Genomic DNA, 21,486 nt, shown 5'->3' with positions numbered 1-21,486 from the left:
CCAATAATGGAATATAAGAGGTGACCATGAGTAACGTAATAGCCCGGCACAGCCAGTTGTTGAAGATCGTCGAGCCGGTGTTGAACGACATGCCGGCCAGTGTCTTGAAGCATGCGTTGTTCGAGGCGTTCTGGAGTGAAGAAGAGGCCTTGGTGGACATCGAAGAGGCTTTCGAGCAACTCACCTCGCGTCGTCATTCACCGGTGGCATTGCGCAAGTTTTTCGCCAGTTGGTCCAAGACCAACAATTCGGCGACCAGTGTGTCCGGCCTGGCCAATCGGATTACCTTGCTGGCGCGTTCCGAACAGGGTTCGGAGGCGGCCGAGCAGCTCTATCGTGCCTGCGGCAGCCTGCAACGGATTACCGATGAAGACCTCGGCGCGTTGGGCAATACGCTGCACTCGGACCTGTTCTACAACATGGCGACGCCGTTGTGCGGCGATGACCAGTGGCTGTTGAAGGAAAATTGCCTGCCGTCCGCCCAGGCGTTCAAGGACTGGACTGACACCCGCCGCCTGCGCGATCGCGATTTGTTGCAAGGCCTGCTGACCACCTTGATCCATGAGGTCTACACCCACGGTGAAGTGGAGTTTATCCACCCGTTGTACAAGCAGTGGTTCGTCCGCGACATGGGCGTGCCAGAGTCCAAGGCCCGCGCCACGGTGGCCTGGGTAACCGTGCACACCGGCGGCACTGAGAGCAATCATTTCGCGCATGCCGTGGCGGCGGTCAGTGAGTTCGTCGATGCGATGCAGATTGCCGTCGACCACAACACCGCGCGGGAGATTTTCGCTGAGTACCTGCGCCGCAAGGCCAGCGTGATGAGGGATTGCGCGCAGGTATTGCAGTGATCGGGGACTCAGCCGACCGGTGCAACCCCGGTGCGATCCTGCTTAACTATCCACGTCAACTTCGCAACTGCTCAAGCCAATGAACGATCTGAAACACGCATCAGCTTCCTTGCCGACGGTGAAATCTGCCGACGCTTCTGTACGTCGCCGATCCCTGGTGGCGGGTTGCGGCGCCCACGCCGTTCACGACGGGCTGACCGACGTGATTTATGTGCTGCTGCCAATCTGGCAGGCGCAGTTCGGCTTGAGTTTCGCCCAGATCGGCCTGTTGCGCGGTGCCTATGCCGGGATGATGGCCGGGTTTCAACTGTTGGCGAGCCGGGCCGCCAAACGCTGGGGGCGCGAGCGCATGCTGGTGGGCGGCACGGCACTCGCCGGCCTGGCCTATTTGCTGGCGGGGCAGGCGGGCGGGCTGACGGTGTTGTTGCTGGCGTTACTGTTGGGCGGATTGGGCGCGAGTACCCAGCACCCGCTGGCCTCTTCGTTGATCACCGACACTCACGAGGCCGGCGGCGGGGTCAAGCAAGCGTTGTCGCAGTACAACTTCTCGGGTGACATCGGCAAAACCCTGATTCCGGGGTTGATCGGCTTGCTGCTGACGGTCATCAGTTGGCGCGCCAGTGTCACGCTGCTGGGCCTGCTCGGGCTGGCTGCGGCAGGTGTGTTGTGGTGGCTGATTCCGGCGCGTTCGGAGTCTTTGTCCAGCCAGGGCAAAGCCTCCAAGGCGATCACGGGCAGCGGTTCTGCCAGTGGATTGCGCGCGCTGATCCTGACCGGAACCCTGGACAGCGCGGTGCGCATGGGTTTTCTCACGTTCTTGCCGTTTCTGTTGAAAGACAAGGGCGCCGGGACGGCAGGTATTGGCCTGGCGCTGACGATGCTGTTTGTCGGCGGCGCGTTCGGCAAGTTGTTGTGCGGCTATCTGGGCGCGCGCATCGGCATGGTCAAAACCGTGTGGCTGACCGAGTTCACCACGGCGGTGTTGATTGTCATGGCGGTGTACCTGCCGTTTCTCGGCCTGATGGTGATGTTGCCGCTGCTGGGCCTGGCGCTTAATGGTACTTCGTCGGTGTTGTACGGGGCCGTGCCGGATCTGGCGGGGCCGGGCAAGCGCGAGCAGGCATTTGCGGTGTTTTACACCGGCACCATTGGCGGTGGCGCGCTGGCGCCGGTGCTGTTTGGCAGCCTCGGCGACGTCACCGGCGTTCCCATCGCGGTGATCCTGTTGGCGGCCACGCTGTTGCTGACACTGCCGCTGTCCTGGTTGGTGCAACGAGGCCTCGACGCGGATGCGCGGCTTTATCAGGGCGCGAGTTGATCGCCGGGGTTTTCACCCCGTGATGCATCCCTGAATACCTATTCCATTCTGGCAAGTTGCGGCTGCTGATTTCGCAGGCGCAATGCTGCGTGGCCGAAGTGCAACTCATCGGTGAAGCTCCCGAAATAACCCAAGTGATGCAGGCCCGGCATTTGTTGTTTTTCCAGTATCAATAACGACGTAAACGGTATTGGCCGGTGTTTAAACCGGTGGTCAGAATGTGAGAAGACCCGTTCGGTAAGGTGCCCGGTTTTGCACTTGCAGGAAACTGCATGTCACCCGGTCGCCTGGTTTTCAAATCGTTTTCGCAGGTAAAACAATGAATAACAGCAAGACCTCTGCAATCCGATTGTCGTTATCCCATCGTGCGTTGAATCTCAGTGCACCGGGCACTTCCAGCATGCGCAGTAAAGCCAATGCGTTGAAGGAACAGGGCATCAAAGTCATCAACTTTGCGGCCGGCGAATTATCATTCGACGCTTGCCAGGAAATGAAAGCAGGCGCCATCCAAGCCATTGAAGGCGCGCGCAATCGATATACTCCGCCGATTGGCTTGCCCCAACTTCGGGAGAAACTGGCGCAACAGGTCAGTCAGCGTTGCGGTGTCTCTTACGCCGCCAATGAAGTGGCTGTAACCGCGGGCGCCAAACAGGCGCTGTATAACGCTGCAATGGTGCTGCTCAATCCCGGTGACGAGGTCATTGTCGCGACGCCTTATTGGGAAACCTTTCCAACGCAAATCCTGCTGGCCGGTGGCATTCCGGTGCTGGTCGATACCAGGGCCGATGACTACCGGCTGACCTGCAAGGCCGTCGAAAGAGCCTTGACCCCGCGCACTAAAATGATCGTGATCAACACGCCCAATAACCCGACGGGCACGGTCTATCAACGGGAACAGCTACTGGGGATTGCCCAACTCGCGTTCGATCATCAACTCTGGGTGGTGTTCGACGAGTGTTATCGCAAACTGGTGCGCGAGCCCCACGAACATCACAACATCGTGTCGCTGTTCCCAGCGCTGAAACAGCAGACCATCCTGGTTGATTCCTTCTCCAAGAGCCAGGCCGTCACCGGGTGGCGCATAGGTTATGCCTGCGCCCCGGCGCATGTGATCGCGGCCATGCATAACTTGCAAGGGCACACGACGTCCAACCCCAGCAGTCTTTCGCAATATGCCGCACTGAATACATTGACCGCTGATTCGCCAGACTTTGCCCGCAAGGTAAACACCTTTCTCGATCAACAACTGGTGGCGGCGTGTACGTGTCTTGGTTATGTCGACGGCATTACCTGCGCGCCACCGGAAGGTGCGTTTTATCTGTTTGTCGATGTCTCGCGTTATCTGGGTCGCTATTACCTCGGAACAAAGATTCGCGACGTCGATCATCTCGCCGATTTGTTATTGACCGAAGCGCATATCGCCGTGGTTCCCGGCTCGGGTTGTGGTGATCCCAACAGCATTCGTATTTCGTACGCCGTCGAGCGTGCAGAGTTGATCGAAGGGCTGACGCGCTTCGGGCAATTCATGTCGGAAGTCGTCGCGGATTGACGGCAGTTATTCATCTTGTTGTAGCGCAGTGACCCACTAAACAAGGAGAACAATGTGGAGAAGTTAAGCCGGAATTTCATCGAGTACGTCAATCAGGCCCTGGTTGATGTCGAGGACAGGAATCTTGTTGAAGCACTGCTGAGTGGTTTTCACAGCCACCCCGACAAGTTGGATAAATACTGCGAGACCTATGTCGAGATGACGTCCAACAACTGGACCGAGTCTTCTCTGTGCACGTTCTTTTGTGGCTGGCGCAGCCCCGACGGTGCAGCCCATGCGGTCTCCAGCATTATCGTGCGAATCCTTCAGGAGTCCGAGTCGCTGACCGACGATGCCAAGTTAAAGATGCTGGAAGCGGCGCGGCACTGTGGCGAGATCATCATTGAGGATGTGGGCCTGGGTGAAATGCACGGGCATCCGCATCATTCGAAGTTGTATTACCGCATGGCGTCGGCCATTTGCGGCTCCGATGACTGGCGCCTCCAGGACCGGTACCTGGACCCGATCACCAAAGAGTTTTCCAGTTGGGTCGGGGAAACCAGGCCACTGGCACCAAACCTCATCGAAGCCCTTGAAATGATGGCCATGACCGAGCTGTTCAACACCGGGGAATACAACTTGATGACCCCGATGTGGAAGCAATGGCTGCGCGAGGTTCGCGGTTATCCGTCGGGTGAAGCCAACCGGGTCGCCGCTTTCCTCAGCGTGCATTGCGGCAGCGTCGAGGCGCGTCATTTCAAGCACGCGGCAGAGGCGCTGAAACTCTACGCCAGCGCGACTCGGCAACCGATCAACTATTCCCGTATCGAGCGTCTGTCCAAGGACTACGTGGCCAGGGCCTGCGTGCACCTCGGCAAAATGGCGTCGGTGTTGAAGAGTGAAGTACCTGCCTGGGACTGACAGCGGCGTCAGGCAACACGGGCCTCGGGCCATACCTTTCCATGCTGACGGATCCCGCCGTCAGCGGTTTTCTACAGGTTGAATAAACATGCGTGTCGAGTCTGATTCAATGGGGTCCATCGAGGTGCCTTCCGACAAGTATTGGGGTGCCCAAACCGAACGCTCCATCCACAATTTCCCGATTGGCCGGGCGCGTTTTCAATGGGGCACGCCGATGATCAAGGCGATGGGGATCCTGAAGAAATCCGCAGCACTGGCCAATCTCAAACTGGGTGAATTGCCCGAGTCCATCGCGTTGCCGATTGTCGCGGCAGCGGATGAAGTGATTGCCGGGCAGCTCGACGATCACTTTCCCCTGGTGGTGTTCCAGACCGGCTCCGGCACCCAGTCCAACATGAATGCCAACGAAGTCATCTCCAACCGCGCCATCGAGATGGCCGGCGGTGTGATGGGCAGCAAGGCACCGGTGCATCCCAATGACCATGTGAATCGCGGGCAATCCTCTAACGATACTTTTCCGACCGCGATGTACATGGCGGTGGTTAGCGAGGTCTTCGAAACGCTGCTGCCAGACGTCTCTTTGCTGCGCGATACCCTGGCGGACAAATCGCTGCAGTTTTGCGAAGTGGTGAAAGTCGGGCGCACCCATTTGCAAGACGCGACGCCGATTACCCTCGGGCAAGAGATCGGCGGGTGGGTCGAGCAGATTGATTATGCGTTGGCGTCGATCCAGCACAATTTGACCGGCCTCTATGACCTGGCGATTGGCGGCACGGCAGTCGGCACGGGTTTGAACGCCCACCCGTTGTTTGGTGACGAGTGTGCCAAGGTGATTGCCGAGTTGACCGGTTATCCGTTCAAGTCCTGCGCGAACAAGTTCTTTGCCCTGTCGGCCCACGATGCTCTGGTAAACACCTCGGCCGCGATCCGCACGCTGGCCATGGCGTTGCTCAAGATCGCCAACGATGTGCGCTGGCTGGCCAGCGGACCTCGATGCGGCATCGGCGAAATCGATATTCCGGAGAACGAACCGGGCTCCTCCATCATGCCGGGCAAGGTCAACCCGACCCAGTGCGAGGCGCTGACGATGGTCTGCACTCAAGTCTTCGGCAACGATGCGACCGTGGCTTTCGCCGGCAGCCAGGGCAATTTCCAGCTCAATGTCTATAAGCCGGTGATGGTTCATAACGTGCTGGAGAGCATCACGTTACTGGCGGACGCGTGCCGGGCCTTCAACGATAACTGCGCGGTTGGCATCGAGCCGAACCTGGGGAAAATCCACGAAAACCTCGAAAAAAACCTGATGTTGGTCACCGCGCTCAATCGGCATATCGGCTACGACAAGGCTGCCGTCATCGCCAAGACCGCTCATCACAATGGCAAGTCATTGCGGGAAGTGGCAGCGGAGTTGGGCCTGGTTTCTACGCAGGATTTCGACCGATACGTGGTGCCGCTGGACATGACTCATCCTTGATGACTGCGCCGTTGCTCGCCTAATTATAAAAATGGAGCCTGGATTTGTATGGATACTGAAACCCGCCGAACCCACCTGGCAACACTGTTCAACAGCAAGCGTTGCCTGCGTGTCCTCGAAGCCCACAGTCCGATATCTGCGTTACTGGCACAGCGGGCCAAACTTGAAGTGGCTCCGGGGCAAAGCGTGTCGTACGACGCCATTTGGTCGAGTTCGTTGACGGACTCGACCCAGCGCGGCTTGCCGGACATTGAAATTCTCTCGCCGAGTAACCGGTTGCACGGTATTCGCGAGATTTTTGATGTCTGTTCGATGCCGTTGATTTTCGATGCCGATACCGGCGGCAAATCCGAGCATTTTGCGATTCATATCAAAATGCTCGAGCGAGCCGGCGTCTCGGCGGTGGTCATCGAAGATAAATGCGGGCTGAAGAAGAACTCGCTGTTCGGCACGGCGGTCAGCCAGGAGCAAGAGTCGATCGAAGAGTTCTGCGAAAAGATTCGGGCCGGCTGTGCCAGTCGCGACAGCCAGGGGCTGATGATCATTGCGCGGTGTGAAAGCCTGATTCTCGACAAGGGCATGCAAGACGCCCTTGAGCGTTGTATGGCGTACGTCGGCGCGGGTGCCGACGGCATCATGATTCACAGCCGCAAAAAGGACGGGTTGGAAATCCTCGAATTTGCCCGGTTGTTCCGTCTGCAATGCCCGCAGGTGCCGCTGATTTGCGTGCCGACCAGCTACTCCCATCTGCGATTTGAGGTCTTGGAGAAAGCCGGATTCAACGCGGTGATTTACGCCAATCACATGTTGCGCAGCGCGTACCTGGCGATGCGGGATATTGCCGATGGCATCCTGGCTAACGGGCGGACTCTGGAAATGGAACCGCGTTGCCTGGGGATCGATGAAATACTCGACCTGGTTCCTGGCACCCGGTAAGTCGTTTGGACAGCGCTTCATCCTGTGGCGAGGGAGCAAGCTCCCTCGCCACAGGTTCAGTGTCCGGCTGTGGATTTACCGTTCGGGAAGTCCCCAACGCTCACGCAGCTGCGCATATTCCGACTCCGGCAACTGCACCAGCAGCGGCCCCTGACGCGGGTCCAGCCAGCTCAATAGCCGATTGATATCCGCCGGCTCCATCGCCGTACACCCCAACGTCCCCGACGTCGGTCCTCGCCAGATATGCAGGAAAATGCACGAACCTGCGCCAGCCACCGCCGGTGTGTTGTGCTCGATGAAAATACCGTTGCGGTACATGTCATCGTCGCGGCGCATGCGTTCGGAGCTGTTCCAGTCCTTGGTCACGGTGGCCCCATCGACCAGTTCGTTGTAGCGCCTGGACTGGCTGTCATCCACGCATTCAATGGTCGGGCCCCGCGACTGGTAGGGCAGCTTGGTGTCGGCACTGTTGGCGTAGCCGAAGGCTGTGCCCAGCTTGAACATCCCGGCCGGTGCCTTGCCATCGCCTTCACGTTTGACCGGTCCTACACGTTGCTCGACAACGGTCAGGCCTTTACCCCAGGCCAGTCCGCTTTTACCGACCACCACCGCAAACGGCTCGCCGACTTTTTCAAAGGTTTGCTCGTGGCGCTCATAGCGTTGGGCGGTGCCCTGGATGTCGGTCCAGTTTTTAGTGGTGACGATGATCAACTGATGACTGTTGCTGAGTTCCATCGGGGTAATGGGAAAATCCATCACTTGATTCAACGCCGGATTGCCGGTGTAGGTGAAGTGCCACCACTCTTTCGAATAACCGACAAACCCTTCTTTTTGCATGGCGCTGGTGAGCCGTTGGCGATTGGCTTTGGCGGTCGCGTTGATCGCCGTGCTGTCGGCGTGTGCCGGTTCGTCGAAGCAGTCGAAACCGGTGCCCATGTCCAGCGCGCCATCCTGCCAGCGCTGGCCATACGGGGCGGTGCAATCGACTTGCTTGGCCGAAGCTGATCCAGTGGAAGCGGGCAGGGCATTCGGGCCGGTCAGGGTCAGGTCCATCGTGCTGCCTTTGGAATGTCCCGAAACTCGGGCCACATACCCCAGGCGCCAGAAGTCTTGCTTGTCCACGCGTGGATAGAATTCGGCTTTGGTCGGATCGCCCGGCACCTTGGCGAAGTTGCCCATGTCGGCGACCGCACGGGCCGGTCGATAGCAGTCGAATACCTTCAATCCGTAGCCTTGCGCGTGCAGTGCGGTTTGCACTCGGGCCAGGGCTTTGGCCGCGTCCACTGACAACAGGCACTCGGGCGCCTCGTAACCGTCGAGCGGGTGGCCGGTGAAGTTGTGGGCCGTGGCGTAGCGGATGTCTTGCTGAATGCTCGGGTCGATCGAGCGCAGGTAGACCATGTGCTCGGGCCGTGGCTCGGCGCTCGCCATGCATGGCACGACGAGGCACAGGGTGGACAGGATTTTGCTCAGGGTGCCCATGGCAGGTCTCCAAAAAGTCAGGTGCGACGGGCGATGTAAACGAGGCTTTGCGGCTGCCCCGGTACGTCATCGAGCTCACTGAAACGCTGCATGCCGATTTTCTCCAGCACGCCGATGGAAGCCAGATGACTCGGCCGGACCAGTGCAAACACCTGCTTGGCCTCCAGTTCTTTGAAGGCATGCGCTAGGGCAGTGGTGCCCAATTCCGTGGCAAAACCCTTGCCCCACGCTGCGGCATCAAACCGATAGCCGAGGTTGAGGCGCTCGACGTCGAGGTAGTTGTACAACGCAATGCCGCCGAATCCGATGACATGTTCCGGCGCCTCCCGGGTGGCAATCGCCCATTGTCCGTAGGCGTTTTCGTCCCAGTGGCGGAGCCAGCCTTCGAGCAGGTTTTCAGCTTGATGGATGTCGGCCAGCGGCCCGGCGGGGTTGAACTGATTGGTCGCGGGGTCGCCGTAGATGGCAAACAGGCGAGCCAGGTCTTCGGCCATCGGTGGCCTTAATATCAATCGCGCGGTGGTTTGTTGCATGGTCCGGTCAGTCCTTGGTCGGCACAGAAAGCGCCTGATGGGCGAGGCGCCAGGTCAGGGCATCGGTTGGCCCCGAGTGTATCGCCAACACGGATTTGAAGCGCCCGGGCTAACGAGCTTTTTTATCGCTCCCAAGCATATTTTTAATATTTTTCCTCTGCAGAGGGATGTCGCACTATCGAGCCATACCCCGCGTGGTTCGGCTTTCCCGGATGAAGGCCTGTTACACAACGATGTCGGCCCAAGAGCCCGTCACGATGGAACTGTTATTGGTCTCTGGCCAGCACTGCCCGGCTTTACCCTAATTTTAAAAAACAGCTGTGGGAGCGTTCCATGTCTTTATCTTTGCGTACCTGTGTCCCGTTTACCCTGGCCCTGTTGTGCACCAGCGTGTTCGCTGCGCCTCAGGATCTGACCGTCATATCGTTTGGCGGCGTCACCAAGCAGGCTCAGGACAAAGCCTACTTCCAACCCTTCAACGCCAGCGGCGCCGGGCGCATCGTCGCCGGTGAATACAATGGCGAGTTGTCGAAAATCAAGGCGATGGTCGATGTCGGCCATACCAGTTGGGACGTGGTCGAGGTCGAGAGCCCGGAATTGCTGCGCGGCTGTGATGCCGGGTTGTTCGAGAAACTCGACCCGGCCAGTTTTGGCGACCAGAGCCAGTTCGTGCCGGGGACGTTTACCGAGTGCGGCGTGGCTACTTACGTCTGGTCGATGGTCATGGCGTTCGACCAGAAAAAACTGACCAAGACTCCGTCCTCGTGGGCGGATTTCTGGAACGTCAACGACTTCCCGGGCAAACGAGGATTGCGCAAAGGCGCCAAGTACACCCTGGAAATCGCGCTGCTGGCTGACGGCGTCGCGCCGGATCAACTCTACAAAGTGCTGAACACCCCAGAGGGTGTGAGCCGCGCGTTTGCCAAGCTCGACAAGATCAAGTCGAACATCCAGTGGTGGGAGGCCGGCGCGCAACCGGCGCAGTGGTTGATTGCCGGTGACGTGGTGATGAGCGCCGCCTACAACGGCCGGATTGCCTCGGCGCAGAAAGAGGGTATGAACCTGAGCATCGTCTGGCCGCAAAGCCTCTACGACCCGGAATACTGGGCCGTGGTCAAAGGCACGCCGAACAAGGCCCTGGCCGAGCGCTTCATCGCGTTCGCCAGCCAGCCGCAGACCCAGAAAGTGTTCTCGGAAAACATCCCTTACGGCCCGGTTCACCGCCAGGCGCTGGCACTCTTGCCGCCGCAAGTGCAGCAGCAACTGCCGACCGCCGACGCCAACATGGCCAAGGCCCGCGCGGTGGATGCGGAGTTCTGGGTGGATCATGGCGAGGAGCTGGAAGAACGCTTTAATGCGTGGGCGGCTCGTTAAATCAGCCACGCGAACCTTTGGCGAGAGGGCTTTTGTGGCGAGGGAGCTTGCTGTGGCGAGGGGGGGGTTACCCCTGTTGGGTCGCGAAGCGGCCCTCGCTTTTCCCAATAAAGAAGGGGACTGCTGCGCAGTCCAACGGGGGCAAGCCCCCTCGCCACAAGTTCGGTGTCACGGGTTATAACTGGTATCAGGAGGTGCTGCCGTTTCCCTGCAGGCTAAATCAGGCGACACCCGGTCACCTGCTCTAACATTTGTACGACCTCTCTCGGTTCTGCTCGAACCACATTGTCCTCACCCCCTCAACGCTGTGCCTCTCGACGTTAAATGCTGTGCCTCTTTCAGTGAATTAGGGCCGGCAGCGATGTTCTCGCCGATTTAGCATCAATAGCCCTCGCGGAAAATAGTTTTTACAGACGCCATTAGTTCGTTGTGGTAGCGATGATCGTCGGTCATGATCCTAGGCTTTGCCGTTGAGAGATGGCCATCTGGCCTCATCGTTTCCAGCCGCGACCACGCTTCAAGAGAACCTTCATGAGCTTAGGGATTAGTCAAAAACTGCAAGGCAGCCGCAAGGAACTGCTTGATATAGGCCTTCGCAACACTATGTTGAATTTCCGCTCGTCAGCCAGAACATTGGCGGTGGTTGATGAACTGTCTGAATCGGTGTTCCACCTGCTCTATCGGCAGGAGAAGGCAATGACTTTTTTGCCGAAGGCGCGCCAAACCATGGTGACTTTGGCAAGGTTCGAGGAGCCAGACGAAGACGACGCTCAGGACGCCGCGACTGATGAGTTGCTGTTGAATGAACTCGATGGTTTGGGCGAGTCGTATGCTGTCAACGATGAAGTGGATGAAGCAGGGCGAGCGCGGCGGCATACCGATACGCGATTGCAGACGACTCTGGATGAGGAACGACTATTCCTGCAACTTCTGAGAATTCACTCTGAGGCGCGTGCTTTTATCGAGGAACAGGGAGTTAACACGCTTTTTCTGGCTCTCGGCTTCCTTCATTGGTACGAAGCGGACAGTTCAGAGAACCTGAGGAAGGCTCCCTTGATGTTGTTGCCGGTAACCTTGGAGCGCGGTGGTGCCAAGGACGCGTTCAAACTCAAGTACTCCGGCGATGAGTTAATGCCAAACTTATCGTTGATCGCCAAGCTGAAGACCGATTTTGGTTTGGACCTCTCGGCCTGTGAGTTCAGCGAAGATCAATTTGAAGCGACGGAGGGTAGTCTCAACAGTTTTTATGCCGAAGTGGGAGACTTGGTTAGCAAACAACCCCGCTGGAAAGTGTCAATTAATGAGGCCGCCCTCGGTTTCTTCTCCTTTGGCAAGTTTCTAATGTTCAAGGATCTGGACCCTAAGAGTTGGCCGCAAGACCAACAGCCAGATGCGCACCCGGTAATTAATCGTCTACTGGGGTCTGGCTTTGGTGATCAACGGCCTGCCTATGCCGAGGATGTGAACATTGACTCGGTCCTACAGCCAGGGGAAGTGCGATTCGTCAAAGATGCAGACAGCAGCCAGACCGAAGCGATTCTTGAAGTACGCGATGGCGCCAACCTGGTGATCCAGGGGCCGCCGGGCACGGGTAAGTCGCAAACCATCACTAACATCATCGCGGAACTGATTGCACAGAACAAAACAGTATTGTTCGTCGCCGAAAAAATGGCAGCACTGGAAGTGGTTAAACGCCGACTCGACGAGTGCCATTTAGGCGATGCGGTGCTTGAGTTGCACAGCCACAAATCTACCAAGACATCAGTGCTCAAAGAGCTGGGACGCACCCTTGAACAGGGCCGGCCACTGACTAAGGTGGGTGAGGATGACCTGGTCAACCTCGCGCAACTGCAACGCAATTTGAACCAATACTGCGCTGCAGTTAGCGCGCATGTTGGCACCTGTGGGCTGGATTTTGTCGAGGTCTTGGGTCGTTACCTCCAACTCAAGCGAAGTTACGGCGTGTTGCCAACAATTGCCTTCGCACCCATGGCTTCGTGGACTCAGACAGACCAACAAAAACGTCGCGAGCAGGTTGAAGAACTGACGCTTCATCTCAAGGAAATGGGTCGTCCAGACCTGAATCCGTTCTGGGGAAGCAAGCGAACTTATTTTTCTCCCATTGAACAGAACAATGCTAACGATGCGTTGCAAGAAGCAGGGGCTCATTTAACCGCTCTTGACGCAGCTGCCAAGGCGTTGTCGATACGATTGATGTTGACTCAGCCCGCCACCCTCGCAGACGTTGCTGTCATTTGCCGTGCTGCAAGGCGGGCAGCCGAAGCGCCGCGTTTACAGGGTGTAGAGCTGAGTACCGGTGATTGGCAACTGCGCCGCGACGCCATTCGCGAATTGCTCGACGCCGGTCAGCGCATGAGCACATGCAAGGCTAATCATGGCAGCCAATTGATTGAAGCCGCCTGGGAGCAGGACTTGCTGGAAGTTCGCCAGAATTTGCTGGCTTACGGTGACAAATGGTGGAAGGTATTTTCGGGGCGTTATCGCGGGGCGAAAGCACGTTTGCAAGGGCTCGCGCAGGGTGCACTGCCTGGTAGCAATGCTGAGCAACTCACCTTGATTGATTCTGTGCTGACCTATCAGCAGAGCCTGAAGGTCTATCACCAACACGAGGGCCTGGGCGGTGCCCTTTTCGGAGCTCAATGGCAGCGTCAGCAGTCCGACTGGGCGGTGCTCGAGCGAGTCAGTGCCTGGGTGGTCCAGCTTTACGAAGACCTCGGAAATGGCCATGTACCACAAGGTATCATCGCTTTCCTCTCCGGGCACACGGATGCCAGTGGACTTGGGGAAACGGTTAGTGACATCGAGGGGCACCTTGCTGGACTTGATAAGTCACTGCAAACGAGCCTGGACGTCATCGGCATGCAAGATGGCACCGCACAAACCCTTCAAAGCCTGGACCTTTCTGCCTTAAGTGCACGATTGCAGGTTTGGCAGGAAAGCTTGAGCGCGCTTTACCAGATTGCTCGTCTCAACGTGCTGTCGGACGAAATGCGCCAAGTACAATTGGACGAGTTGTTGAACGTCGCCCTGCGAAGTGACAAGCCCGAACAGATACCCGCCATTCTCGACTTTTCCTGGTACTCGGGCCTTGTGCAGAAGGCGTACGCTGAAAAACCCGCGCTACAGCAATTTGATCGCATCAAGCACGAACATCAGATCGCCAGGTTCAAAGCGCTTGATGCTGCATCGTTGAATCATGCTCAAACGTATCTGGCGCGTCAGGTATGGGAGGCCATGCCTAACGTGAACCAGCCAGGTGAAATGGCAATATTGCGCGCAGAGTTGAACAAGAAGCGTCGGCATATTCCCATTCGCCAATTGATCGACAAAGCTGGGCGAGCCATTCAGCAAATCAAACCCGTGTTCATGATGAGCCCGATGTCCATCGCTAACTTTCTTCCTCCAGGCAAGCTGGCATTCGATGTGGTCGTGTTCGACGAAGCCTCACAGGTGAAGGCCGTCGACGCATTTGGCGCAATTCTACGCGGCAAGCAAGTAGTGGTGGTCGGTGACACCAAGCAGATGCCACCTAGCGATTTGTTCAGCCGGGACATCGCACCCGATGACGAAAACGACGTCACTGCGGACATCGAAAGTATCCTCAGTATGTTCAAGGCGGCGGGTAGTCAGGAACGCTATTTACGCTGGCACTATCGCAGCCGCCACGAATCACTTATTGCAGTCTCCAACGTGGAGTTCTACGAGAGCAAGCTGGTGGTATTCCCCTCGGCAGGCCAGCATATTCACGCCAAAGGTGTGAGCTTCGATTATTTGCCTGAGGCTCTGTATGACCGTGGCCGTACACGGACCAACAAAGATGAAGCCAAAGCGGTAGCTCAAGCTGTGATGAAACATGCACTTGAGACGCCGGAGCTTTCCTTGGGGGTGGCAGCATTCAGCGTTCCGCAGCGTGACCTGATCAATGTTGAGGTTGAGTTGTTGCGGCGTAAGACACCTCAGGCGGAAGTGTTTTTTACCGCACAAGGCGGCGAGCCGTTTTTCGTTAAGAACCTTGAAAACATTCAGGGAGATGAGCGCGACGTCATCTTCATCAGCATTGGTTATGGCCGCAATGAGTCCGGTCGTATCGCCCGTGATTTTGGCCTCCTCAATAAAGATGGCGGGCATCGTCGACTCAACGTTTTAATCACGCGGGCCAAATTGGCAATGCGCGTGTTCTGCAATTTTCGTGGCGACGAATTGGATATTGATGCCACCGCAAAGCACGGCGTGCGGGCATTGAAAAACTTCCTGAAATACGCAGAGACCGGGGAGTTAGAAGTCGCCAAGGAAACCGGAAAAGACACAGACTCGCCCTTTGAGGATGAGGTCATTCGGTCTTTACGTGATCTTGGCTATCAGGTAGAGCCGCAAGTTGGAACTGCTGGCTACTTCATCGACCTTGCTGTGAGAGACCCAGAGTTCCCAGGCAGATATGTACTTGCCGTTGAATGCGACGGCGCGGCCTATCACAGCTCGCGCTCCGCGCGAGACCGTGATCGTTTGCGTCAAGGTGTACTTGAGGGCTTGGGTTGGAATTTTCATCGCATCTGGAGTACTGATTGGTTTCGCAATCCTCAGCAAGAAACTATTCGTGTGGTAGCGGCTATTGAGGCTGCACGTGAGCGATTAACCAAACATCGTAGTGCCTCGGTCAAAGAAGTTGTGATCGAGCCTCTGCATGAAATTCTCCGTGACGAAGCCGTTGCAGAAGTCGATCCCGTCGCTAGCCCGCGTTATGAAAAGGCTCGGCTCTCTGCAGCGACTAATCAAGCGGAACTGCATCAACACCAGCCCGAATATCTACTGCAACTGATACGGATAGTGGTCGATGTTGAATCTCCAGTGCATTCAGTGGAGGTAACCCGAAGACTCATGGAAGCTTTTGGGGTCACTCGTCAAGGCTCCAGAATCACTGCTGCCGTGGAGCAGGCCATTGGTTTGGGGGTTAGGCAGAGGCACTTCACGCGCCGGGGTGAGTTTCTGCACCCGGTTGAGAATCGCCCCGTTCTAATTCGTAGTCGGGCGCATTGGGACTCCGCTGAACGCAAACTTGAGTGGGTTGCGCCAGAAGAGCTCGACCAGGCTCTTGTAGAAATCATCACCTCGGGATTTTCCATGAGTCGTGACGACGCGATCTCTGGCGCCCTTAAACTTCTCGGTTTTGGCCGCGCTACGGCTAAGGTGGCAGCGCTGTTGGAAGAAAGAATTGACCAACTGACACTTAACAGGAGGTTGGAACTGCGGGAAGGTCGCCTGACAGTTCCTAATGGCTGATGAGGGACGTTGACATCTGAAGGTAAGTCTCAAAGAGAATAGCTTTAGAGTTGGGGGGTAAGGGTGGTTGCGACCACCCATTGTTTGTATCCCTAATTTTGCCGGTGACGCTCTAGCTCATCTTATGACGAGTTACGCGCCACCAACCGCAACGCACTCGCCACACTCCCCACCGCCGCAAACCCCGCACCAATGCTCAGCGCCAGCACCGGGCCGTGGGTGCCCGACATCCCGAAACTCAACGCGACCAACGCAGCGCCGGTTGCCTGGCCGATCAGCCGGGCCATGGCGATGGTGCCGCTGGCGCCGCTGCTGCGTTCGCGTGGGGCGCTGGTCATCAGGGCTTTCTGGTTCGGGGCCTGGAAGAAGCCGAACCCAATCCCGCAGATGATCATCCGAATCACGATCCCGGTGGCACTGAGATCTGCCGGCATGATTGCCAGGGAGACCATCCCTGCGCTGAGAATCGCCAGGCCAATACCACCCAGTAAACCCGGCGGATAGGTATCGGAAAGTCGCCCGGCCATCGGGGCGATCAGCGCCACGACGATGGACCATGGGGTCATCAGGAAGCCGGTCTGGATCGGATCGCGGCCCAGGGTGGTTTCGAAGAAGAAGGGCAGCGAGACGAACGCCAGCCCCTGAGTCGCGAAGGAGCAGAACGCGGTCAGCGTCGACAGGGCAAACATCGGGCGCTTGAGCAAATCCAGCGGAAACATCGGTGCCGGATGCCCGGCTTCGCGGCGCAACATCAGCGCGCCGGCGATCAGGAACACTGCCAGGGCGATCACCACGCTGCTCATCGAGCCCAGTTGCGCAGCCTGACTCAGCGCGAAAATCAACGCACCGAAAGTGATGACGTTGAGCACAGCGGTCAGCCGGTCAAACACCACGGCTTTGGGCTGGCTGGTCGGCAAGGAACTCCAGGCGAAGCTCAGGGCAAACAACCCAAGGGGCAGGTTGATCGCAAACAGCCAGGGCCAATTGGCCACCGACAGCACCAGCGAGGCGATGGTCGGGCCGGCGGCGAAGCAGGTGCCGACCACCAGCGCGTTCAACCCCAGGCCACGCCCCATGCGTTCCGGCGGGAAGATCAAACCGATCAGCGCGGCATTCACGCTCATGATCGCACTGGCCCCGACGCCCTGGAGTACGCGGGCCACGGTCAGGGTCGGCAACGACCACGCGAGCGCACACAACCCCGACGCCACCACGAACAGGATGATGCCGCCGAGGAACACTTTGCGGTGCCCGATGATCCCGCCCAGCGCGGCGAACGGCAGTAATGTGGCCACGGCCGCCAGTTGGTAGGCGTTGATGATCCACACCGACGCGGCGGGGGAGGCGTTGAGGTCTGCGGCAATGGTCGGCAACGCGGTGTTGGCGATGGCGGTGTCGAGTACCGCCAGGGCAATCGACACCAGAATCGCCACCAGCCCACGCAGTTCACGGGAGGTGAGTTTGCCGGGGGCGGCGGTCGGGAGTTGCGAGGCAGGCTGAGTCATACGTTGCGACCGCCCAAGGCAAGGAGTGAAAGACGGATCATGCTGATTCCCCGTGTGCAGGCGTTGCGCAAGGGCCTCACTCTACCTAAATCTGTGGACGGTCTGCGAGCCTGACTTATTTCGCGCCGAACAGCATCGTCCAGTACACGCCCTCGTCGCTGCGTGCATCGGTGGCGAAGGCTGCGCCGACCTGGGTGAACATCGGGTTCATCAGGTTGGCGCAGTGCCCGGGGCTGGCGAGCCATCCGGCCATCGCCTTGCTCGGTGAACTCTGGCCAGCGGCGATGTTTTCGCCGATCTGCCGACCACGGAAACCCGCAGCCCTGGCGCGGTCCGCCGGCATTTCACCGTCGGGGTCCTGATGCGCGAAGTAGTTACCGTAGGCCATGTCCTTGCTGTGACCTTGCGCAGCGGCGCCCAACGCGGCGTTCCAGCTCAATGGCCGGGCGGCGGCGAAGCGTCGGCCGCCGCACATCCGCGACTTTGCCCGTGCTGCGTTGACTTCGGCGAGCAACGTTTTGCTGGCTGATCGGACGTCGCTGACCTGATTGTCGAGCACCGGCCGCGCCAGCACGATTTGCCATTCGCTGCGGGCGCGACTGATACCGATGTCGGCGTACTGTGCGTCGAGCAGCGCGCCGCAATAGTTGTCCTGCAACTCATCGAAGGCGTCCTCGGCATCCCGCGCGCCGACCAGGCGGATCGTGCGCACAGTCACCGCTTGATAACCGTTCTGCTTCAACCCCTCGCGCAAGGCACCGCCATAACCGAGCGGCAGCGCGAGGTTCGACTTCAGCACTAACGGCTTCAAGCCCTGGACCGCGCGTGTCGAACATCCCCGAGGGTGGGCGCGGTAATTGTTGATCTCCGACACCAGTTGTCGTTCCTCGCTGGCGTGGGCGGGCGTGGCGAACAGGGGAAATAGCGGAGCAAGACAGAGCGAAACAACGCGAAAAGACAAGGCGATCTGGCGCATGAGGCGAACGGCTCTGATGAGATGACGACGGTACTGACGACCATGGGGCCGAGGGTGCGCAAGTCGTTTAGGTGGACGAGCGCATTTCAGGGCAGGTCTAAGACTGCGGGTTTCAAATCTGGTTCATGGGAGGGGAAGGCAAATTTTGGGTGGGGTTGGCCCGCCGCAGATCCCCTGTGGGAGCGGGCTTGCTCGCGAAGGCGGTGTGTCAGCCGACATCAATGCTGGATGTGCCGGCCTCTTCGCGGGCAAGCCTCGCTCCTACAGTAGATCAGGGTCGATCAGGAGTGTTGTGCTCGCCGCAGAGCCCCGGTGGGAGCGGGCTTGCTCGCGAAGGCGGAGTGTCAGCCGGCATCAATTTTGAATGTGCCGGCCTCATCGCGAGCAAGCCCGCTCCCACAGTAGATCAGGGGCGATCAGGAGTGTTGTGCTCGCCGCAGATCCCTTGTGGGAGCGGGCTTGTTCGCGATAGCGGAGTGTCAGTCGACATCCATTTTGGATGTGCTGGCCTCTTCGCGGGCAAGCCTCGCTCCTACAGGGGTGAGTGTCGATCAGGAATGTTGTGTCTGCCGCAGATCCCCTGTGGGAGCGGGCTTGCTCGCGAAGGCGGTGTGTCAGTCGACATCCATTTTGAATGTGCCGGCCTCTTCGCGAGCAAGCTCGCTCCCACAGGGGATCTGCGGGGTTTATTTGTTCGCGGGTAATTTGAGTTCTGCGCACAAGCCGCCGCCTTCGCGGTTGCTCAGGGTCAGTGAGCCGCCAATCGCCAGGGCCAGTTGCTGGGCGATGGCCAACCCTAACCCGGTGCCGCCAGTGCTGCGGTTGCGTGAGTTTTCCACGCGGTAGAACGGCTCCATCACCTGCGCCAGTTCGTCCTCGGCAATTCCCGGCCCACGGTCCATGACTTTCATGGACAAGCTGCCATCGGCCTTTTTTTCCACCTGCAACTCCGCAGCCCCGGCGAATTTCAGGGCGTTGTCCGTCAGGTTCACCAGCACCCGGCGCAACGCGTGAGGGCGGGTGTCGATGACGGCGGCGGTCTTGCCACTCAGTTGCACGTCTTTGCCCATGTCCTGATAGTCGAACACCAGGCTGTCGAGAAACGAATCCACATCCGTGCGCCGGCTCTCTTCAGTCGCGCCATGCACGCTGCGGGCATACGCCACGCCTTCGCGCACCAGATGTTCCATCTCGCCGAGGTCATTCCACAGTTTGTCTTTCTCGCTGGAATCGTCCATGAATTCAGCCCGCAGTTTCATGCGCGTGATCGGTGTTTGCAGGTCATGGGAAATCGCCGCCAGCAGTTGCATGCGTTCCTTGAGATACGCCGCGATCCGCGCCTGCATGGCATTGAACGCCATGGCGGCATGGGCGACTTCGGTCGGGCCTTTTTCGTCCAGCAGCACCGCGTGGGTGTTGGGGTCGAGGGTTTCCACGGCCACGGCGAGGCGGGTGAGGGGACGGATGGCGATGCGCACGGCCAGCCAGGTGCAGGCGAGCATCAGCGCCAATTGGCCCAACAGTACGATCGGCAACCACGGCGACAACGGCACCATCGCCGGCCGCACATCGATGGTCACCGGGCTGCCGTCCGCCAATTTCAGGTGCACCTGAAAGTGTTTCTGCTGCCCCGGGATGTCGGTCACGGTCATCGGATAATCCATGCCGATGGCGTCTTTGATCGAGGTCACGGCGATCGGCGTATCACGCATGGCCGTACCCGGTGAACCTTCGTCCAGCAGATAGCGATAATTGCGTCGTTCCAGCTGTTTCAGCCAACCCGCACGCTCTTGCGCCGGCAAGCGGTCAAGAATGGCAATCGACGTCGAGACGTCGGTTTCCAGATTACCCAGCATGGTGTTTTTCGAACTTTCGTAGCGCTCGTAATACTGCGCGCCAAAGGACAATGCCTGGGCGAGGATCAGGCCCACCAGAAAGATCAGCGACAGCCGTGACGCCAGGGTGCGCGGCCAACGCATCGAGAGGTTCATGACGACGCCCCGATCACTTCCACCGGCAGGGAAAACACATAACCTTCGCTGCGCACGGTCTTGATATAGGCCGGCTCGCGGGCATCGTCGAGCAAGCGCTGGCGCAAACGGCTCACCAGCAAATCGATGGAACGGTCGAACAGATCGGCATCGCGGCCCTGGGTCAGGTTCAGCAACTGATCGCGGTTGAGCACCCGTTGCGGATGATCGAGAAACACCCGCAGCAAGCGGTATTCCGCGCCACTCAGGGCGACCATGGTGCCGTCGCTGTCGAGCAGGTGCCGGGCCGAAGTGTCCAGGCGCCAGCGCCCGAAGGCCAGCAGCCGACCGCTTTCGGTGACCACCAGGTTCGGCGGCAGCATGCGGGTACGGCGCAGCACGGCGTTGATCCGCGCCAGCAATTCACGGGCGGCGAACGGTTTGACCAGGTAATCGTCGGCGCCCATTTCCAGGCCGATGATGCGGTCGGTTTCGTCGTTGCGTGCGGTGAGCATCAGCACTGGCGTGGCTTTGTGTTTTCCGGCGCGCAACTCGCGGCAAAGCATCAGCCCATCGTCGCCGGGCATCATGATGTCGAGCACGATCAGGTCAACCGGCGTCGACTCCAGGAACGAGCGCATCTGCCGCCCATCCGCCACGACCGTGGTGCGCAGGCCATTCTTCTTCAAGTAGTTGCCTACCAGCTCTCGAATCTCGCGGTCATCGTCCACGATGAGAATGTGATCGACGTGTTCCATGGGGCCAAGCCTCTATCAATAGGGAATGTTGCGCAGTCTATCGAGCCTTTGCCCGTTCGCCTGCTGCCCTTTGTATTCCAGTGTATCTGGCGTATCGACGGATACACGCAGACGCAAAAACGTGAAATTTTCGGGGATTTGTATCGCTTTGTATCGGACGGCGGCTTTGATACGTAACGATTTACTCAGGCCTTTTCCCGACACAGACGGGATACCTCGCGAGCTTCTAATGGGTCCCATCGAGGCAAACCAACCCGCCTCGGCCCAACCAATCATTGAAGCCTTGAGGGAACCACCATGAACACCAAAGCCGTCTACGCCGCTTGCCTGTTTGCCGCCCTGAACATCTGCACCTTGTCGGCCCGTGCCGAAGCCGACGTCACCCCGAAAACCTACACCTACGGCACGCATTTGGACATCCAGAAAGTCGTGTCGCTGAAAGAGGACACCGGTCCTTCCTGCGGGATCGTGAATGCCCGGCTGACTTACCTGGACTCCCAGGGCAAAACCCAGGCCCTGGACTACAGCAAATTTTCCGATGACTGCCACGAAGGCAACTGAG

Annotated in this window: 15 protein-coding genes; 9 read left to right on the top strand and 6 right to left on the bottom strand. The window is 58.5% G+C overall.

Going from position 1 to position 21,486, the window contains the following annotated elements; genetic code table 11:
* The first annotated feature begins 26 nt into the window (after window positions 1-26).
* The 6 genes from LOY68_RS20350 (at window position 27) to aepX (ending at window position 7,028) form a co-directional block, all read left to right on the top strand.
* Complete coding sequence (locus LOY68_RS20350) at window positions 27-851, top strand: hypothetical protein (protein WP_265039458.1); 825 nt, start codon at window positions 27-29, stop codon at window positions 849-851.
* A 79-nt stretch (window positions 852-930) separates the two neighbouring features.
* Window positions 931-2,169 (top strand): MFS transporter, encoded by a 1,239-nt coding sequence (locus tag LOY68_RS20345; RefSeq protein ID WP_265039457.1) that lies wholly within the window; start codon window positions 931-933, stop codon window positions 2,167-2,169.
* Window positions 2,170-2,488: 319 nt separating this feature from the next.
* Window positions 2,489-3,718, top strand: a complete 1,230-nt coding sequence (locus LOY68_RS20340; RefSeq protein ID WP_265039456.1) for a pyridoxal phosphate-dependent aminotransferase — start codon at window positions 2,489-2,491, stop codon at window positions 3,716-3,718.
* 54 nt (window positions 3,719-3,772) lie between these two features.
* Entirely contained in the window at window positions 3,773-4,618 is an 846-nt protein-coding gene (locus LOY68_RS20335) for a hypothetical protein (RefSeq protein WP_163913842.1), read from the top strand.
* Between the two features lie 88 nt (window positions 4,619-4,706).
* A complete protein-coding gene (gene fumC, locus LOY68_RS20330) occupies window positions 4,707-6,092 on the top strand; it encodes a class II fumarate hydratase (RefSeq protein ID WP_265039455.1) in 1,386 nt (461 codons plus the stop codon).
* Window positions 6,093-6,140: 48 nt separating this feature from the next.
* Complete coding sequence (aepX, locus tag LOY68_RS20325; protein ID WP_265039454.1) at window positions 6,141-7,028, top strand: phosphoenolpyruvate mutase; 888 nt, start codon at window positions 6,141-6,143, stop codon at window positions 7,026-7,028.
* A 75-nt stretch (window positions 7,029-7,103) separates the two neighbouring features.
* Here aepX and LOY68_RS20320 read toward each other — a convergent pair whose 3' ends face one another.
* Window positions 7,104-8,510, bottom strand: a complete 1,407-nt coding sequence (locus LOY68_RS20320; RefSeq protein ID WP_265039453.1) for a M15 family metallopeptidase — start codon at window positions 8,508-8,510, stop codon at window positions 7,104-7,106.
* Between the two features lie 17 nt (window positions 8,511-8,527).
* Window positions 8,528-9,043 carry a GNAT family N-acetyltransferase gene (locus LOY68_RS20315; RefSeq protein WP_265039452.1) on the bottom strand — a complete coding sequence of 172 codons (516 nt, stop codon included), beginning with the start codon at window positions 9,041-9,043 and terminating at the stop codon, window positions 8,528-8,530.
* Window positions 9,044-9,376: 333 nt separating this feature from the next.
* On the opposite strand from LOY68_RS20315, the gene LOY68_RS20310 reads away from it, so the two are divergent.
* Both LOY68_RS20310 and LOY68_RS20305 read left to right on the top strand, forming a co-directional pair.
* On the top strand, window positions 9,377-10,417 hold the full coding sequence (locus tag LOY68_RS20310) for an ABC transporter substrate-binding protein (protein ID WP_265039451.1): 1,041 nt from the start codon (window positions 9,377-9,379) through the stop codon (window positions 10,415-10,417).
* Between the two features lie 531 nt (window positions 10,418-10,948).
* Entirely contained in the window at window positions 10,949-15,715 is a 4,767-nt protein-coding gene (locus tag LOY68_RS20305; protein ID WP_265039450.1) for a DUF3320 domain-containing protein, read from the top strand.
* Between the two features lie 122 nt (window positions 15,716-15,837).
* Here the strand turns inward: LOY68_RS20305 and LOY68_RS20300 are convergent, their stop codons facing one another.
* From LOY68_RS20300 to LOY68_RS20285, 4 genes are all read right to left on the bottom strand, one after another.
* A complete protein-coding gene (locus LOY68_RS20300) occupies window positions 15,838-17,151 on the bottom strand; it encodes an MFS transporter (RefSeq protein WP_265045816.1) in 1,314 nt (437 codons plus the stop codon).
* Between the two features lie 184 nt (window positions 17,152-17,335).
* Window positions 17,336-18,196 (bottom strand): CAP domain-containing protein, encoded by an 861-nt coding sequence (locus tag LOY68_RS20295; protein WP_265039449.1) that lies wholly within the window; start codon window positions 18,194-18,196, stop codon window positions 17,336-17,338.
* Between the two features lie 686 nt (window positions 18,197-18,882).
* Window positions 18,883-20,187 (bottom strand): ATP-binding protein, encoded by a 1,305-nt coding sequence (locus LOY68_RS20290; RefSeq protein ID WP_265039447.1) that lies wholly within the window; start codon window positions 20,185-20,187, stop codon window positions 18,883-18,885.
* Complete coding sequence (locus LOY68_RS20285) at window positions 20,184-20,924, bottom strand: response regulator (protein WP_054055184.1); 741 nt, start codon at window positions 20,922-20,924, stop codon at window positions 20,184-20,186. Before LOY68_RS20285 ends, LOY68_RS20290 begins: the two co-directional genes overlap by 4 nt.
* A 297-nt stretch (window positions 20,925-21,221) precedes the next feature.
* Between LOY68_RS20285 and LOY68_RS20280 the strand changes: the two genes are divergently transcribed.
* A complete protein-coding gene (locus tag LOY68_RS20280) occupies window positions 21,222-21,485 on the top strand; it encodes a DUF2790 domain-containing protein (RefSeq protein ID WP_054055186.1) in 264 nt (87 codons plus the stop codon).
* Window position 21,486: the final 1 nt, after the last annotated feature.

It is taken from the genome of Pseudomonas sp. B21-053, assembly GCF_026016365.1.
Lineage (GTDB): Bacteria > Pseudomonadota > Gammaproteobacteria > Pseudomonadales > Pseudomonadaceae > Aquipseudomonas > Aquipseudomonas nunensis.
The sequence above is the reverse complement of the archived record's forward strand: the minus strand, read 5'-3'. Positions and strand labels throughout refer to the sequence as shown.

Excerpts from the sequence above, each read along its gene's own strand:
- LOY68_RS20350 (WP_265039458.1), top strand. The coding sequence starts at position 27 with ATGAGTAACGTAATAGCCCGGCACAGCCAGTTGTTGAAGATCGTCGAG.
- LOY68_RS20345 (WP_265039457.1), top strand. The coding sequence starts at position 931 with ATGAACGATCTGAAACACGCATCAGCTTCCTTGCCGACGGTGAAATCT.
- LOY68_RS20340 (WP_265039456.1), top strand. The coding sequence starts at position 2,489 with ATGAATAACAGCAAGACCTCTGCAATCCGATTGTCGTTATCCCATCGT.
- fumC (WP_265039455.1), top strand. The coding sequence starts at position 4,707 with ATGCGTGTCGAGTCTGATTCAATGGGGTCCATCGAGGTGCCTTCCGAC.
- aepX (WP_265039454.1), top strand. The coding sequence starts at position 6,141 with ATGGATACTGAAACCCGCCGAACCCACCTGGCAACACTGTTCAACAGC.
- LOY68_RS20320 (WP_265039453.1), bottom strand. The coding sequence starts at position 8,510 with ATGGGCACCCTGAGCAAAATCCTGTCCACCCTGTGCCTCGTCGTGCCA.
- LOY68_RS20315 (WP_265039452.1), bottom strand. The coding sequence starts at position 9,043 with ATGCAACAAACCACCGCGCGATTGATATTAAGGCCACCGATGGCCGAA.
- LOY68_RS20310 (WP_265039451.1), top strand. The coding sequence starts at position 9,377 with ATGTCTTTATCTTTGCGTACCTGTGTCCCGTTTACCCTGGCCCTGTTG.
- LOY68_RS20305 (WP_265039450.1), top strand. The coding sequence starts at position 10,949 with ATGAGCTTAGGGATTAGTCAAAAACTGCAAGGCAGCCGCAAGGAACTG.
- LOY68_RS20295 (WP_265039449.1), bottom strand. The coding sequence starts at position 18,196 with ATGCGCCAGATCGCCTTGTCTTTTCGCGTTGTTTCGCTCTGTCTTGCT.
- LOY68_RS20290 (WP_265039447.1), bottom strand. The coding sequence starts at position 20,187 with ATGAACCTCTCGATGCGTTGGCCGCGCACCCTGGCGTCACGGCTGTCG.
- LOY68_RS20285 (WP_054055184.1), bottom strand. The coding sequence starts at position 20,924 with ATGGAACACGTCGATCACATTCTCATCGTGGACGATGACCGCGAGATT.
- LOY68_RS20280 (WP_054055186.1), top strand. The coding sequence starts at position 21,222 with ATGAACACCAAAGCCGTCTACGCCGCTTGCCTGTTTGCCGCCCTGAAC.